Genomic DNA, 16,288 nt, shown 5'->3' with positions numbered 1-16,288 from the left:
TCTACGGTCTGCGGCGCAGTTCGCCGCAGACCGCCTCCTTACCACATCAGCCGGCCGATCAGTGGCGCGGCCACCACCGTGATAATGCCGGCCAACATCATCACCAGGCTCGACACTACGCCCTCCTGCGGCCCCAGTTCATAGGCGCGGGCGGTGCCGGCGCCGTGCGACGATGCGCCAAATCCGGCCCCTTTAGCCAGGCGGCTGCGTACAGCCAGCCGCAGAAACAGAATGTCGCCCACCGCCATGCCGAACACCCCGGTGATCACCACGAACAACGCCACCAGGTCCGGTTGGCCCCCCATCTGCTTGGCGGCCTCCAGCGCGAACGGCGTGGTGATCGACCGCACCGCCAGGCTGCGCTGCACCTCTTCCGGCAGCGTCAGCAGGCGCGCCAGCCACACCGAGCTGTAAACCGCTACCAGCACCGCGGTCGTTACCCCGGCGGTCAGCGACAGCCAGTGGCGACGGATGATATGCAGGTTCTCGTACACCGGCACCGCGAAGGCGATGGTCGCCGGCCCCAGCAGCCACAGCAGCCAGTGGGTTTCACCGATGTAGTCCTGATAGGAGATGTGGGTGACCACCAGCAGCAACACCAGAATCATCGGCGTCAGCACCAGCGGCATCAGCAGCAACGTGCGGCGGCGGCGATAGAGTTTCTTGTTGGCGAAATAGAGCGCCAGCGTCGCCAGAAAACAGGCCAGACTGAGGATAAAATCATTCATGGCGCTGCTTCCGCCGCTGCAGCCAAATCTCCAGCCGATACACCCTGTCCACCACCAGCCCGGTGGCGCCCAGCGTCAGCATGGTGCTGACCGCGATCACCAGAAAGATCTTCCAGCCTTCGACCATCAACAGCTGGGCATAGTTGACCACCGCCACCACCGCCGGCACGAAAAACAGCAGCATTTCCGCCAGCAGCCAGCGGGAGCCGGCCTTGACCCAACTCAGCGGCAGAATGCGCAGCAGGATCAGCGCCAGCAGCATCAGCATGCCGACGATATTGGCGGGGAGCGGCAGGTGGAATTGTTGCACCAGACGATCGGCGATCAGGAACAGCGCCGCATACAACGCCACCTGGATCGGCACCTGCAAACGGGTCAGCAGGGAGGGGGCAACGCGGCGTAACGCCAGAGACATGAAAGATAACCTCGAACAATAAATTGACGGCCTACAGTATACGCAGCCGGGAAACCACGCCTGAAATGAATTAAAATTATCGTCATCATGCCGTCCGGGAATAGTTTCCCGCCGGTAGCGTCCCCAAGGAGAACCCTAACGTGGATGTCCGCACCCTGCGCTACTTCGTTGAAGTGGTGCGCCAGCAAAGCTTCACCCGCGCGGCGGAAAAACTGTTCGTCACCCAGCCCACCATCAGCAAAATGCTGCGGCATCTGGAGGAAGAGCTGGAATGCACGCTGCTGATCCGCGAAGGCCGCAAGCTGCGCCTGACCGACAGCGGCCAGGCGGTGTACCAGCGCGGCCTGACGATCCTCGACGAGTTCCGCCAGTTGGAGGCGGAGCTGGAAGACATCAGCTCGGTGAAAAAGGGCGTGCTGCGGCTGGGCATTCCGCCGATGGTCGGCAGGCAGATTGCCGATCTGATCCGCCGCTTTCGCCAGACCTACCCCGGCATCGAATTGAAGATTTCCGAGCTGGGCGGGCTGTCGGTCGAACAGGCGGTGATGTCCGGCGAACTGGATCTGGCGATGACCGTGTTGCCCTTCGATTCGGCGCAGCCGCTGACCTTTCTGCCGCTGCTGGGCCATCCGATGTGCGTGGTGGCGCCGCGCACGCCGCAGTGGCTCAACCGCACCAGCATCAATATCGCCGAATTGGCCGACAGCCCGATCCTGATTTATAACGAAGACTTTGCGCTGTACAAAATGCTGATGAAGGCGTTTCGCCTGGCCGGCTTTGAACCGCAAATCGCGGTGCGCAGCGGCCAATGGGACTTTCTCGCCTCGATGGTGCAGGCCGGCGTGGGCATCGCCATGCTGCCGGAGCCGGTTTGTCGCTGGCTGGACAAGGAAAACCTGGTCTGGCTGCCGCTGGAGCCGCGCATGGAGTGGAAAATCGGCCTGATCTGGCGCCAGGGCAGCTACCTGTCGCACAGCGCGCAGGCCTGGATCGCCTGCTGCCGCGACTACTGGCCGCCGCTCAAGTAACCAAAAAAAGGGCCGCACAGGCGGCCCTTCAGGACAGAAATTGAGAGGAAAACGTTTATTCCTCTTCTGAGACTTACCCTTCGCGTTCGATCAGCAGCGCTTCGAGCAGGTCGAGATCGTGCAGCAGTTTTTGCAGCGTCTCGTTGCTGATTTTCTGCGTGGCGCGCAGGTGGTACAGCTCGCCGCGCTCGGCGCGCAGCGCCGTCAGGCGGAAACGCCGCTCGAGGTTTTCCATCGCCAGCGCATTCTCGATATCGTCTTTCGACGCGATGCGCCGCCGCAGCATGCCCGTCACCCGCGAGCTGACCTCTTTCAACACCTGCGGATCGAGGTTTTCTTCGGTATCGGCAACCAGGCGCTCTTCCATTTTATTCACGCTCTCAATCGCCACTTCGGCCGCCATGGCGATCGCCATGCGCTCTTCCTGCTTGCTGGCGCTCTTGTCGGTGACCTGCACGCCGCGCAGCAGCAGCGGCAACGCCAGCACGCCGACGATCAACGACAGCAGGATCACCCCGGCGGCGATAAACACCAGCTGATAGCGCGCCGGGAAGGCGGTGCCGTCGCTCAGCAACAGCGGTATCGACAGCACACCGGCCAGGGTAATCGCCCCGCGCACCCCGGCGAACGACGCCACCCACAGCTCACGCGTGCTGTAATCGCCGAACTGCAGCGGACGCTTTTTCATAAAGCGGTTGCTGGCCTTCTTCATCACCCACAGCCAGGTGAAGCGCAGCACCAACAGCGCGGCGTAGATGGTGGCCACGTCGGCGAACAGGTACCAGGTCTGGATGGTCGGATCCAGCTCCGCCTGCAGGATGGAGGTTTCAAGAATGCCCGGCAGCTGCAGGCCCAACATGATGAACACCATGCCGTTGAACACGAATTCCAGCATCGCCCACACGCTGTTGGCGCGCAGACGCATCGCCAGCGGCGCGTTGCGGATCACGCCGGACTGGCTGATGGTCATCCCCGCCGCCACCGCCGCCAGGATGCCGGAAACGCCGATATGTTCGGCAATCAGGTAGGACGCGAACGGCAGCAGCAGCAGGAACACGATCTGGGTCGCCGGATCGTCGCCGCTCCAGCGGCTCATCACCCGCAGCGATTTACTGTAGGTCCAGGTGACCGCCACGCCGGCCAGCAGGCCGCCGATCGCCACTTTGAGGAATTCAAGGGTCGCGCCGCCCACGGTGAACACCATGGTGCCCATCGCCACCGCGATGGCGAACTTGAGCGACACCAGGCCGGAGGCGTCGTTCATCAGCGCCTCGCCCTCGAGCACGCCCATGATCGGCTTGGGGATCCGCCCTTTGCCGACGATGCCGGACAGCGCCACGGCATCCGTCGGCGACAGCACCGCCGCCAGGGCGAAGGCCGCCACCAGCGGAATGCCCGGCACCATGGCGTAGATCAGATAACCGACGCCGACCACGGTGATCAGCACCAGCACCAGCGCCAGGCCGAGAATTTCACGCCCGTGATGCAGGAATTCACGCGTCGGCGTTTTCCAGCCGTCGGCAAACAGCAGCGGCGGGATGAACAGCACCAGGAACAGTTCGGGATCAAAATCGACGTGCAGCCCGAAATGCGGCCAGGCCAACAAGGCCCCGATGGCGATTTGCATCAGCGGCAGCGGCACCTGGAACGGCAACATGCGCGTCACCACCCCGGACAGGGAGACCACCAGGATCAAAATGAGGATTGTAAAAAAGATTTCCATGCTTTCCTTAGACTCTACGATTCAGACGACATCGGCTCAGGGCCTGCGTTGGTCACGATAGTAGATCACTTTTTTTACAGCCGTTAAAGCTTGTTGTGCCTTTCAAAACGCGGTGCAGAGCAGAAGAAGACTTATCTTAAGAAGGGAATTGCCGTAACAGGCTCCCCCGCCCGGCGGGCGAGGGAAACCCAAGCGGCTTAAATCGCCCAGCCGCCGGCGTAGAACGCCACCAGCGCCACGGCGATCAGCACGGTGCCGATGTTCAGCTTGCGCCATTCGCCGGAGAAGATGCGGCCGATGACCAGCGAGCTGAAGCCCAGCATGATGCCGGTGACGATGTTGCAGGTCAGCACGATGAACACGGCGCACAGCAGGCCGGCCATCGCGTCGACGAAGTCGTTGAAGTCCAGCTTGGTGACATTGCTCAGCATCAGCAGGCCGACGTACATCAGCGCCGGCGCGGTGGCGTAAACCGGCACCAGATAGGCCAGCGGCGACAGGAACAGGATCAGCAGGAACAGAATGCCGACCACGGTGGCGGTCAGGCCGGTCTTGCCGCCCGCGGCGGTGCCGGCGGCGGACTCAATATAAACCGCAGCGGGCGCGGCGCCCACCAGGCCGGAGAAGATGCTGCTCAGGGAATCCGAGGTCAGCGCCTTGCCGCCGTTGATGATCTGCCCGTCTTTATCCAGCAGGTTGGCCTGCCCGGCCACCGCGCGGATGGTGCCGGTGGCGTCGAACACCGCGGTCATCACCAGCGCCAGCACGCTCGGCAACACCACCGGCTGCAATGCGCCCATGATATCCAGGCTGAAGATCAACGATTTGCCGTCAGCGTCCGCCAGGCTCGGCATGGCGAACAGCCCCTGATATTTCACCGCCGGGTCGAAGATCAGGCCGATGATGGAAATGGCGATGATCACCAGCAAAATGCCGCCGGGCACGCGCAGTTTCTCCAGGCCGAAGATCACCGCCAGGCCGACCAGCGTCATGACGACCGGGAAAGAGGTGAACGCACCGAGCGCCACCGGCAAGCCATCCAGCGGGTTCTTCACCACCAGGCCGACGCCGTTGGCGGCGATCAGCAGCAGGAACAGCCCGATGCCGATGCCGGTGCCGTGCGCCACGCCCATCGGCAGGTTGCGCAGGATCCAGGCGCGGATGCCGGTGACCGAGATAATGGTAAACAGCACGCCCATCAGGAACACCGCGCCCAGCGCCACCGGAATGCTGATGTGCTGGCCCAGCACCAGGCTGAAGGCGGTAAAGGCGGTCAACGAGATCGCACAGCCGATGGCCATCGGCAGGTTAGCCCACAGCCCCATCAGCAGCGACCCCAGACCGGCCACCAGGCAGGTGGAGACAAACACCGCCGCCGGCGGGAAACCCGCTTTGCCCAGCATGCTCGGCACCACGATCACCGAGTACACCATCGCCAGGAAGGTGGTCAGCCCCGCCACCACCTCCTGACGCACGCTGCTGCCGCGCGCGGAAATTTTAAAATAGCCATCAAGCCCGCCGGTTGGTTTTGCGGCGTGGTTCGCTTGAGAGTTCGACATAGGTTACTTCCCCTGTGTTTCATGAATCGGCCCGTCACAGCAGGCCTGTAATCTCGCCCGCGCCCGATCGCCACGTAATCGTTTACGTCACGTTCCGCATCCCTGCCCTTATGCCACACCGCCAACGGCGATGCGCACCCAGGCAAACGTTTAACTCGCAGCGCGCGGTACGGGTGATTTATGGTGGTTTATTCAAGGCAAACGATTATCCTGCCTTCCCTAGCGTCTAATCAACTAAAGATCGCGGCAATTTATGCAGAAAACGGCGGGAATGGCTTGTGCGCGAAAAGACGGGGCGATCCGGCGCCCCTGCCGACCTGCTTCACGGCGAGCTTATTGCGCCTGCACCGCCGCGGGATCCATATACATCAATTCCCAGATATGGCCGTCCAGGTCCTGAAATCCGTGGCCGTACATCACGCCATAGTCCCGCGGCGGATGATAGGTATTGCCGCCGCCGGCGATCGCCTTGCGCACCAGTTCGTCCACCGCCGCCCGGCTGGGTTGCGACAGGCACACCAACACTTCGGTGGCCTGTTTGGCGTCGCCGATCGGGTTCGGGGTAAACATCCTGAATTTGTCGTGGGTCAGCAGCATCACGTAAATCGTGTCGCTGACCACCATGCAGGCGGCGGTATCGTCGGTAAATTGCGGGTTGAAGCTGAAGCCGAGCTGGGTGAAAAACGCCATTGAGGCGGGCAGATCGCGTACGGGCAGGTTAACGAAGATTTGCGTAGCCATGGGCTACCTCCGATGAAGAATGACCCCATCGAGTATAGCCCATCCGCTTAACTCAGCAGGTCGTAAGGGCCGCCCTGCTCCAATGCCCGCTGGTAGGCGGGCCGGGCGTGAATGCGCTGCAGGAAGCCGCGCAGTTTCGGGCAATCATCCAACGCGCCGCGCGCCGCCATCGCCTCCAGCGGGAAGCTCATCTGAATATCCGCCGCGCTGAAGTCGCTGCCAACGAACCAACTGCCCTTATTCAGGTGCTGTTCGAGGAATTCGCAGTGCGGCGCGATCTGCTTGTCGAGGTATTCCCGCTGCACGCCTTTGCCGATCGCGCCGGCCACCGGCCGCAGCAGCCAGGGGATCGGCGGCTGGCCGAGACGGCTGAACACCAGCTTCATCACCAACAGCGGCATCAGCGATCCTTCGGCGTAGTGCAGCCAGTAGCGGTATTGCTGACGCGCGTGGAAGTCGGTTGGCATAAACATGCCCTGTGCGTCGTAGGCTTCCTGCAAGTATTCGATAATGGCGCCGGATTCCGCCAGCGTCAGATCGCCATCGACGATCACCGGCGATTTGCCCAACGGGTGGATCTTTTTCAGCGCCGGCGGCGCCAGCATGGTGTTGGGATCGCGCTCGTAGCGTTGCACCTGATAGGGCACGCCCAGCTCTTCCAGAAACCACAGAATGCGCTGCGACCGCGAGTGATTGAGATGATGAACGATGATCATGACGACGCTCCTGTCCGCTGCCACACCAGTTCGCCAACCTGCACGCCGTTGCCGAGCTGCAGCGGCACCGTGCGCAACGTCAGCCGATCGGCGTTAAAGGCGTAAAAGCGCACCTGACGGCTGCCTATCCAATTGGGGAACGAGCAGCCTTCAACCTGATGCACCACCCGTTGCTCGCTTTCTTCCACCTGATAACGGCCGAAGTAGCAAATCATATTGATGAAGGCGGCATGGATCTCCCGCTCGGATCCCTGCGCCAAATCGTCGGCGACGAAACGCGGCCGCACGGCGCTGTATAGCTGCGCCGCCATCGTGCCGTTGGCCTCATAGTGGATGCGCCCCAACACCTGCTCGCCCAGCGGGTAATTCAGCTCGCCGTTCTGGTTTTTGAACGCCGACGACACCAACGCCCAACTGCCGATAAACGCGTTTATCGTCATGACGCTTCTCCGGTTAAGGATCGTCTGTAAAGGGTAGTGGCGATTGTTGCCCCGCGCCAGCGGATGAAAAACAATCAATTTATTTGACAGAGATACTCAAAACTCTCCGATTTTTTATTCACACCCGGTGCACTAGTATTTAACACATCGAGAGACAACGGGCTCTCACCTAACAAACACTCTGAGGAACGCATCATGAAAAACGTCAAAATTTTTGCTACCGCTGCGCTGCTGGCTACCGCTTCTTTCGCTACCTTCGCCGCTGACCTGCCTTCCAACCAACCTGCTGCAGGCGCCCAGAAGATCGGCGTCGTCACCGTGAGCGGCGCCGCTAACCTGAGCGCGCTGGAAAGCGAACTGGCCAGCAAAGCCGCCGCGTCGGGCGCCAGCGCCTACCGCATCGTCGCCGCCGGTGGTCAGAACAAACTGTACGGCACCGCAGAAATCTTCAACTGATCGTCGGACAGCCAACCGACGGAAGAAAGAAGCCCCGCAAGGGGCTTTTCTCGTTTTAGCGGGCGTCGAAGCGCGCCGCCAACTTCTGCAGGCGGAACTGTTCGGTGATGAAATCGACAAACACCCGGGTTTTGGTCGGTAAGAATTTGGTGGTGGGAAAATAGAGATACACGCTGCCGCGATCGACATACCAGCCCGGCAGAACCCGCATCAGACGGCCGCTTTCCAGATAAGGCGCCGCATTCGGCATGCCGATCAGCGCGATGCCCAATCCCATTTCCGCCGCCCGCGCCGCCGCTTCCGGTTCATTGACCGTCATGCTGACCGTCATCCCCGGCGCACGCTGCTCATTCTGGGCATTTCGCAGCGGCTGGTGGCGAATGCGCCCGGTCTGCGGCGAACGGATGAAAATCCCGGCGTGTTGCGCCAGTTGCTCCGGCTCCGTCAACGGCGGCCGCTGCCGCAAGTATTCTGCCGAAGCGACCAATACGCCATGCGCAGGCGCCAGCTCGCGAGCAATCATCCCCTGCGCCAACTCGATGCCGCCGCCCAGCGCAGCGTCAAAGTTCTCACCGATCAGATCCACCTGGCGATTGTCGAAATGCCAGTCCGGTACAATCGCCGGGTACTGCGTCAAAAACATCGGCAGCATCGGCAACACGAAGTGCAGGCCGAAGGCGGTGCCCATGCTGACCTTCAAGCCGCCGGCCGCCGCGCCGCCGCCGCTGCTCAACCCCTTCAATGCACACTGGATCGATTGCAACCCGCCGCTCACCTCACTGAGAAAACGCTCGCCTGCTTCGGTGAGGATCAACTTGCGGGTATTGCGTTGAAACAGCCGCACGCCGACCACCGCCTCCAGCCGGGTGACATTCTTGCTTACCGCCGCCGGGCTGAGGCCCAGCTTGCGGCCGGCGGCGGAGAAACTGCCGTTTTCCGCGCTGCTGACGAAGCACTCCAGATGTCCCAGCATGCTTTTTCCTTATGGATTTTAAACTAATGGTTTTAACTGATTATAGCTCTTTGTGGCTAGTGGCCGTGCAAGCGATCTCCGATACTGAATGCCGACACTTTACCCTCATCCACTCTGGAGAAATAACATGACCACAGCACTCCCACTGCAAGGCAAAGTCGCATTCGTTCAGGGCGGCTCCCGCGGCATCGGCGCCGCCATCGTTAAACGCTTGGCGAGCGAGGGCGCCGCCGTCGCCTTTACCTACGCCGCCTCGGCCGATCGCGCCGAAGCGGTGGCGAGCGCCGTTACCGCCGCCGGCGGCAAAGCCCTCGCCATCAAGGCCGACAGCGCCGATGCTGCGGCGCTGCAGCAGGCGGTTCGCCAGGCGGTGAGTCACTTCGGCAACCTGGATATTCTGGTGAACAACGCCGGGGTATTTACGCTGGGCGGCACCGAGGAACTGGCGCTGGACGACCTGGATCGCATGCTGGCGGTCAACGTACGCAGCGTATTCGTCGCCAGCCAGGAGGCGGCGCGCCACATGAACGACGGCGGCCGTATCATCCACATCGGCAGCACCAACGCCGAGCGCGTGCCGTTCGGCGGCGCGGCGGTGTACGCGATGAGCAAATCGGCGCTGGTCGGGCTGACCAAGGGCATGGCGCGCGATCTCGGCCCACGCGGCATCACCGTCAATAACGTGCAGCCCGGCCCGGTGGACACCGAAATGAACCCGGACGCCGGCGAGTTTGCCGATCAGCTCAAGCAGCTGATGGCGATCGGCCGTTACGGCAAAGATGAAGAAATCGCCGGTTTCGTCACCTACCTGGCGGGCCCGCAGGCGGGTTATATCACCGGCGCCAGTCTGAGCATCGACGGCGGCTTCTCGGCGTAGCGCTCAAAGCCCCGCAAGGGGCTTTTTTTTCATTCGCTCCCCGACGAGCGCTTCTCACCTCGCACGGCATATTCGGCCTTGAAAGACAATAATAGAATTAGTTTATGCGCAAAAATGGAATAGTTTATTGACGATTCTGTTATTTATTCACCAGGCCGACGTCTTTATCCTTCGCTCCATCGTGTCGTACCGGACACCCTTATTTTTCGAACCTTCGAACACAGGATAAAGATATGAAAACCATGACCACCGTTATTTCACTCGCTCTGTTTTCCATGCTGTCGTTTAATGCCGCGGCAGAAAGCGTGACCGCAACCGGCAGAACACTGGATTCCACCGAAGCCCTCATCGCTAAAAAAGCGCAAGAAGCCGGCGCAAGCGGCTACAAAATTACCAGCGCCTACATGGGCAATTTCGTCACCATGAGTGCAGAACTGAAAAAATAATGCGTTTAGCGATAACGCCGTGCATACGGCGTTATTCATTACCGCATGATTAAGGAAATCATCGCCGGGCGCCTTTTTAAAAATCACGCTGGCGTACCCAGTACACAGAAAAAATGAGCCGTTCCCTCACCGGTTATTATTCGGCGGCCTCACGCCGCCAATTTCCGGAGGCTCACTTTCATTCGCCCTGCAATACTCCGTTATAAGGATGAGTCACTGATGAAATCATTGTATCGCCTCTCCCTCTTGCTGCCCTTGCTGGCCGCAGTGCCCGCGCACGCCGCAGAATCCGCCGTGCAGTCGTCAGACTGGTATCCTTCCGTTTACGGCGCAAAAGACGAAATCGGCGCGGCCAACCTGCTCACGCCAGAGGTCGTATTACAGTCTGTGCAGTTGGTAAAACAAGGCAAGACATTGCCATTGGCGGTGCCCGTCGATAAAGATTTCCCGGCGTTCCGCCACCGCAGCTTCCGCTTATATAATATTCAGCCTGGTCAGCAGGACGGTAAAACGCTTGGCCCAAATAAATTCACCTTTAATGATGAATTGGTGAATGCCTGGACCGGCGTCGGCACTCAGTTGAATGGCATTGGCCATATCGGCATCGACAATGTTTATTATAACGGCAATAAAGCGGCGGATTTCGTCACCGTAGATGGCGTGAAAAAATTGGGCGTGGAAAAAGTGCCGCCCATGGTCACACGCGGCGTCGTACTCGATATGACGGCTTATTATAATAAAGCGATCGTTCCGGGCGGCACCGAATTTTCCGTTGCGGATATTCAAGCGGTGCTTAAAAAGCAGGGCATCAGTTTACGCAAAGGCGACGTTGTCTTGTTCAACACCGGCTGGCTGGAGCTGATTGGCAAAGACAATAAAAAGTTCCTGGAAGTTGAACCGGGTATCGGCATGGAAGCGGCGAAATGGTTGGCCGACCAAGGCATCGTGGCCTTCGGCGGTGATACCTGGGCCTCCGAAGTTTACCCTAACCCGAAAAATGACGAAGAGTTCCCGGTCAACCAGTACCTGCTGGCCAAACGCGGCGTCTATAACCTGGAGCTGATCGACAGCCGCCCGCTGGTACGCACGAAAACCTGGGAATTCCTGTTCGTACTGGGGCAACCGCTGTATGTCGGTTCAACTCAGGTCAATATCAACCCGGTAGCAATTTACTGATTGGCGACACCGCCGCAGAAAATCAGCGGCTAACGAACACAAAAAACCCCGCCTGAGCGGGGTTTTTTTAGCGCTGTCGCCAGGCTTAGAACGGAATATCGTCGTCGAAATCCATTGGTGGTTCGTTGCTGGTCGCCGGTGCGCTGTTCTGCGCCGGGCGAGACTGCTGCTGGCCGCCGCTGAACTGGTTGCCGCCCTGTGGCTGCTGAGGCTGGCCCCAACCGCCCTGGCCGCCGGCAGATTGACCGGCCGGTGCGCCGCCGCCCTGACGGCCGCCCAGCATCTGCATGGTGCCGCCGACGTTAACCACGATCTCGGTGGTGTAGCGATCCTGGCCGCTCTGATCCTGCCATTTACGGGTCTGCAGGGAGCCTTCGATGTAGACCTGAGAGCCTTTACGCAGGTATTCGCCCGCCACTTCGGCCAGTTTGCCGAACAGCACGACGCGGTGCCACTCGGTCTTCTCTTTCTGTTCGCCGGTCGCCTTGTCACGCCAGCTTTCGGAGGTCGCCAGGGTAATGTTGGCCACTGCGCCGCCGTTCGGCATGTAACGGACTTCTGGATCCTGACCCAGATTCCCGACCAGAATTACTTTGTTTACGCCTCTGCTGGCCATGAGCACTTCTCCCGATGATTGATTTCTACACAGTATAAACGCGTCAGTTTACCACGCTGAGTGCGAAACCACACCCGTGTTGATAAGTGCGAATTGCATTCCAGAATTGTCTTTTCGATCGACCTTGTTGCATTCGCATACTGGATATTCATTCAGGTTTTTTTGTGTCATAATTATGCGTTTCGACCAGGCTGTGCCGGTTTTTTGCGAGATCCATCACAAAATCCCCCGCAAAAATCGCGACAGGCGCGGTGTATCATCAAGACGGGAAGTGTAAATGGACAATATCGAAGTTCGTGGTGCTCGAACCCATAATCTGAAAAACATCAACCTGATCATCCCGCGTGACAAACTGATCGTCGTCACCGGCCTGTCCGGTTCCGGCAAGTCATCGCTGGCTTTCGATACGCTGTATGCCGAAGGGCAACGCCGCTACGTCGAATCGCTCTCCGCCTATGCGCGCCAGTTCCTGTCGCTGATGGAAAAACCCGACGTCGACCATATCGAAGGCCTGTCGCCGGCGATCTCCATCGAGCAGAAATCCACCTCGCACAACCCGCGATCCACGGTCGGCACCATCACCGAGATCCACGACTACCTGCGCCTGCTGTTCGCCCGCGTTGGCGAACCGCGCTGCCCGGATCACCATGTGCCGCTGGCGGCGCAAACCGTCAGCCAGATGGTCGATAACGTGCTGAGCCAGCCGGAAGGCAAACGCCTGATGCTGCTGGCGCCGGTGGTGAAAGACCGCAAGGGCGAGCACACCAAAACGCTGGAAAACCTGGCCGCCCAGGGCTACATCCGCGCGCGCATCGACGGCGAAGTGTGCGATCTGTCCGATCCGCCGAAGCTGGAGCTGCAGAAGAAACACACCATCGAAGTGGTGGTCGATCGCTTCAAGGTGCGCGACGACATGGCGCAGCGCCTGGCCGAATCGTTCGAAACCGCGCTGGAATTGTCCGGTGGCACCGCGGTGGTGGCGGACATGGACGACGAGAAAGCGGACGAGCTGCTGTTTTCCGCCAACTTCGCCTGCCCGATCTGCGGCTACAGCATGCGCGAGCTGGAACCGCGCTTGTTTTCCTTCAACAACCCGGCCGGCGCCTGCCCGACCTGCGACGGCCTGGGCGTGCAGCAGTTCTTCGATCCGGATCGCGTGGTGCAAAACCCCGAGCTGTCGCTGGCCGGCGGCGCGATCCGCGGCTGGGATCGCCGCAACTTCTATTACTTCCAGATGCTGCGCTCGCTGGCGGAGCATTATGAGTTCGACGTAGAGGCGCCGTTCAACACCCTGAGCGCCAACGTGCAGAAGGCAGTGCTGAGCGGCTCCGGCAAAGAGTCGATCGAATTCAAATACATCAACGATCGCGGTGACACCACCGTGCGCCGCCATCCGTTCGAAGGCGTGCTGCACAACATGGAGCGCCGCTACAAAGAGACCGAATCCAGCGCGGTGCGCGAAGAGCTGGCGAAGTTCATCAGCAACCGCCCTTGCGCCTCGTGCCACGGCACCCGCCTGCGCGAAGAAGCGCGCAACGTGTTCGTCGAAGACACCACGCTGCCGGAGATCTCCGATTTGAGCATCGGCCATGCGATGACCTTCTTCCAGAACATGAAGCTCAGCGGCCAACGCGCCAAAATCGCCGAAAAAGTGCTGAAAGAGATCGGCGATCGCCTGAAATTCCTGGTGAACGTCGGCCTGAACTACCTGTCACTGTCCCGCTCGGCGGAGACGCTCTCCGGCGGCGAAGCGCAGCGTATCCGTTTGGCCAGCCAGATCGGCGCCGGCCTGGTGGGCGTGATGTACGTGCTGGATGAGCCGTCGATCGGCCTGCACCAGCGCGACAACGAGCGCCTGCTGGAAACGCTGATCCACCTGCGCAACCTCGGCAACACGGTGATCGTGGTGGAGCATGACGAAGACGCCATCCGCGCCGCCGATCACGTGATCGACATCGGCCCCGGTGCCGGCGTGCACGGCGGCCAGGTGGTGGCAGAAGGCACCGTCGACGACATCATGGCGCAGCCGGACTCGCTGACCGGCCAGTTCCTCAGCGGCAAGCGCGAGATCGCCATTCCGGCGCAGCGCGTGCAGGCCGATCCGACCAAGGTGCTGAAGCTGAGCGGCGCGCGCGGCAACAACCTGAAGGACGTGACGCTGACGCTGCCGGTCGGGCTGTTTACCTGCATCACCGGCGTTTCCGGCTCCGGCAAATCGACGCTGATCAACGATACGCTGTTCCCGATAGCCCAGCGCCAGCTCAACGGCGCCACCATCGCCGAACCGGCGCCGTTCCGCGAAGTGACCGGCCTGGAGCATTTCGACAAGGTGATCGACATCGATCAGAGCCCGATCGGCCGCACGCCGCGCTCCAACCCGGCCACCTACACCGGCATCTTCACCCCGGTGCGCGAGCTGTTCGCCGGCGTGCCGGAATCGCGCAGCCGCGGTTACACGCCGGGCCGTTTCAGCTTCAACGTCAAGGGCGGGCGCTGTGAAGCCTGCCAGGGCGACGGGGTGATCAAGGTCGAGATGCACTTCCTGCCGGACATCTACGTGCCGTGCGACCAGTGCAAGGGCAAGCGTTATAACCGCGAAACGCTGGAAGTGAAGTACAAGGGCAAGAGCATCCACGAAGTGCTGGAGATGACCATCGAAGAAGCGCGCGATTTCTTCGACGCGGTGCCGGCGCTGGCGCGCAAGCTGCAGACCCTGATGGATGTCGGCCTGTCCTACATCCGCCTCGGCCAGTCGGCCACCACGCTCTCCGGCGGTGAAGCGCAGCGCGTCAAGCTGGCGCGCGAACTGTCGAAGCGCGGCACCGGCCAAACGCTGTATATCCTCGACGAACCGACCACCGGTCTGCACTTCGCCGATATCCAACAGCTGTTGGCGGTGCTGCATCAGCTGCGCGATCAGGGCAACACCATCGTGGTCATCGAGCATAACCTGGACGTGATCAAAACCGCCGACTGGATCGTCGATCTGGGGCCGGAAGGCGGCAGCGGCGGCGGCGAGATCCTGGTCGCCGGCACGCCGGAAACGGTCGCCGACTGCGAGAAATCGCACACCGCACGCTTCCTGAAGCCGCTGTTGAACCAGTAATGTCGCCGGCGTGCGGGCCGTCGTTCAGGCGGTCCGCACGCTGCCCCGTTTCCCCGCAATCGAACAGAAACAGGCAAGATTTCGACATTTTCAGGCATTTCCCTCCGCGCTCACCGCTTCTATCATCAATGTTCCCTCGGCGGCCGCCCTGTCTGATTCAGGCCGCGTCTCGCCGGCACTTCGCTGCCGGTCAAACGTTGTCCCCCCTACATTGATAACTGGAGCGACCATGAACATTACTCATGCCTATGCAGCGCATGACGCGAAGTCTGCGCTGGTGCCTTTCGATTACCAGCCGCGCGCCCTGCGCGACCACGATGTGCAAATTCAGGTGTTGTTCTGCGGCGTCTGCCACTCGGATCTGCACCAGGCGCGCAATGAATGGAGCAATACGATTTACCCGGTGGTGCCGGGTCACGAAATCGTCGGCCGCGTTAGCGCCGTCGGCGACCATGTCTCGCGTTACCGAATCGGCGATCTGGTCGGCGTCGGTTGCATGGTGGATTCCTGCCGCAGCTGCCCGAGCTGCGATGAGGGGCTGGAACAGTATTGCGAGAACGGCTTTACCGGTACCTATAACGGCCAGGATCGCCACACCGGCGCCGTGACCTACGGCGGCTACTCCACCAATCTGGTGGTGGATCAGGACTTCGTGCTGCGCGTGCCGGAAAACCTCGATCCGGCCGGCGTCGCGCCGCTGCTGTGCGCCGGCATCACCACCTATTCGCCGCTGCGCCAGTGGGGCGCGGGGCCAGGCAAAAAGGTCGGCATCGTCGGGCTCGGCGGGCTGGGGCACATGGGCGTCAAACTGGCGCGGGCGATGGGCGCGCATGTGGTGCTGTTCACCACCTCGCCGTCGAAAATCGAAGACGCCAAGCGCCTCGGCGCCCATGAAGTGGTGATTTCGCGCAACCCGGATGAGATGGCGCAGCACGTCAACAGCTTCGACTTCATCCTCAACACGGTAGCGGCTCAGCACGATCTGAACCCGTTCCTCAACTTGCTGCGCCGCGACGGCACCCTGACGCTGGTCGGCGCGCCGGAGCACGATCATCCGTCGCCGCAGGTGTTCAACCTGATCATGAAGCGTCGCCGCATCGCCGGTTCGCTGATCGGCGGCATCGCGGAAACGCAAGAGATGCTGGACTTCTGCGGGCAGCACGGCATCACGTCGGATATCGAGCTGATCCCGATGCAGCAAATTAATGAGGCCTATGAACGCATGTTGAAAAGCGACGTGAAGTACCGCTTCGTGGTGGATATCGACTCGCTGCGCGCCTGATGACGG

The 16,288-nt window shown here is 60.9% G+C and carries 16 protein-coding genes; 7 read left to right on the top strand and 9 right to left on the bottom strand.

Features of this window, described 5'->3' with window-relative positions; translation table 11 throughout:
* Positions 1–38: 38 nt before the first annotated feature.
* Both JL05_RS06690 and JL05_RS06685 read right to left on the bottom strand, forming a co-directional pair.
* Positions 39–728, bottom strand: coding sequence for an LrgB family protein (locus JL05_RS06690; protein WP_004936833.1), 690 nt, complete (start codon positions 726–728; stop codon positions 39–41).
* Positions 721–1,143, bottom strand: a complete 423-nt coding sequence (locus JL05_RS06685) for a CidA/LrgA family protein (RefSeq protein WP_004936830.1) — start codon at positions 1,141–1,143, stop codon at positions 721–723. Before JL05_RS06685 ends, JL05_RS06690 begins: the two co-directional genes overlap by 8 nt.
* Positions 1,144–1,283: 140 nt before the next feature.
* Between JL05_RS06685 and JL05_RS06680 the strand changes: the two genes are divergently transcribed.
* Positions 1,284–2,171 carry a LysR family transcriptional regulator gene (locus JL05_RS06680; RefSeq protein WP_004936826.1) on the top strand — a complete coding sequence of 296 codons (888 nt, stop codon included), beginning with the start codon at positions 1,284–1,286 and terminating at the stop codon, positions 2,169–2,171.
* A gap of 73 nt (positions 2,172–2,244) precedes the next feature.
* Here the strand turns inward: JL05_RS06680 and JL05_RS06675 are convergent, their stop codons facing one another.
* From JL05_RS06675 to JL05_RS06655, 5 genes are all read right to left on the bottom strand, one after another.
* A complete protein-coding gene (locus JL05_RS06675) occupies positions 2,245–3,894 on the bottom strand; it encodes a Na+/H+ antiporter (RefSeq protein WP_004936822.1) in 1,650 nt (549 codons plus the stop codon).
* 197 nt (positions 3,895–4,091) lie between these two features.
* On the bottom strand, positions 4,092–5,453 hold the full coding sequence (locus JL05_RS06670) for an NCS2 family permease (RefSeq protein WP_004936819.1): 1,362 nt from the start codon (positions 5,451–5,453) through the stop codon (positions 4,092–4,094).
* Between the two features lie 333 nt (positions 5,454–5,786).
* On the bottom strand, positions 5,787–6,194 hold the full coding sequence (locus JL05_RS06665; protein WP_015379207.1) for a VOC family protein: 408 nt from the start codon (positions 6,192–6,194) through the stop codon (positions 5,787–5,789).
* Between the two features lie 47 nt (positions 6,195–6,241).
* A complete protein-coding gene (locus JL05_RS06660; RefSeq protein WP_033631984.1) occupies positions 6,242–6,910 on the bottom strand; it encodes a glutathione S-transferase family protein in 669 nt (222 codons plus the stop codon).
* Positions 6,907–7,350, bottom strand: a complete 444-nt coding sequence (locus JL05_RS06655; protein WP_033631983.1) for a lipocalin-like domain-containing protein — start codon at positions 7,348–7,350, stop codon at positions 6,907–6,909. Before JL05_RS06655 ends, JL05_RS06660 begins: the two co-directional genes overlap by 4 nt.
* Positions 7,351–7,545: 195 nt before the next feature.
* Between JL05_RS06655 and bhsA the strand changes: the two genes are divergently transcribed.
* Positions 7,546–7,806: a multiple stress resistance protein BhsA gene (gene bhsA, locus JL05_RS06650; protein WP_033631982.1), complete on the top strand. Its 261-nt coding sequence runs from the start codon at positions 7,546–7,548 to the stop codon at positions 7,804–7,806.
* Positions 7,807–7,861: 55 nt separating this feature from the next.
* Here bhsA and JL05_RS06645 read toward each other — a convergent pair whose 3' ends face one another.
* Entirely contained in the window at positions 7,862–8,779 is a 918-nt protein-coding gene (locus tag JL05_RS06645; RefSeq protein WP_033631981.1) for a LysR family transcriptional regulator, read from the bottom strand.
* Between the two features lie 127 nt (positions 8,780–8,906).
* On the opposite strand from JL05_RS06645, the gene JL05_RS06640 reads away from it, so the two are divergent.
* The 3 genes from JL05_RS06640 to JL05_RS06630 all read left to right on the top strand — a co-directional run bounded on the left by JL05_RS06640 (position 8,907) and on the right by JL05_RS06630 (position 11,278).
* Positions 8,907–9,656, top strand: a complete 750-nt coding sequence (locus JL05_RS06640) for a 3-oxoacyl-ACP reductase family protein (RefSeq protein ID WP_033631980.1) — start codon at positions 8,907–8,909, stop codon at positions 9,654–9,656.
* A gap of 233 nt (positions 9,657–9,889) precedes the next feature.
* A complete protein-coding gene (locus tag JL05_RS06635; RefSeq protein ID WP_004936800.1) occupies positions 9,890–10,102 on the top strand; it encodes a YdgH/BhsA/McbA family protein in 213 nt (70 codons plus the stop codon).
* Between the two features lie 219 nt (positions 10,103–10,321).
* The gene (locus JL05_RS06630) at positions 10,322–11,278 is read left to right on the top strand and encodes a cyclase family protein (protein WP_033631979.1); all 957 of its coding nucleotides are present in this window, start codon (positions 10,322–10,324) and stop codon (positions 11,276–11,278) included.
* Between the two features lie 85 nt (positions 11,279–11,363).
* Here the strand turns inward: JL05_RS06630 and ssb1 are convergent, their stop codons facing one another.
* Positions 11,364–11,894 (bottom strand): single-stranded DNA-binding protein SSB1, encoded by a 531-nt coding sequence (gene ssb1 / locus JL05_RS06625; protein ID WP_004936793.1) that lies wholly within the window; start codon positions 11,892–11,894, stop codon positions 11,364–11,366.
* Between the two features lie 277 nt (positions 11,895–12,171).
* Between ssb1 and uvrA the strand changes: the two genes are divergently transcribed.
* Both uvrA and JL05_RS06615 read left to right on the top strand, forming a co-directional pair.
* A complete protein-coding gene (uvrA, locus tag JL05_RS06620) occupies positions 12,172–15,000 on the top strand; it encodes an excinuclease ABC subunit UvrA (RefSeq protein ID WP_033631978.1) in 2,829 nt (942 codons plus the stop codon).
* A 229-nt stretch (positions 15,001–15,229) separates the two neighbouring features.
* Positions 15,230–16,282 (top strand): NAD(P)-dependent alcohol dehydrogenase, encoded by a 1,053-nt coding sequence (locus JL05_RS06615; protein WP_004936787.1) that lies wholly within the window; start codon positions 15,230–15,232, stop codon positions 16,280–16,282.
* The last annotated feature ends 6 nt before the right edge of the window (positions 16,283–16,288 follow it).

Source organism: Serratia nematodiphila DZ0503SBS1 (assembly GCF_000738675.1).
Classification (GTDB): domain Bacteria; phylum Pseudomonadota; class Gammaproteobacteria; order Enterobacterales; family Enterobacteriaceae; genus Serratia; species Serratia nematodiphila.
Note: the sequence above shows the minus strand (reverse complement) of the source record. Positions and strands in the feature narration are given on the sequence as shown.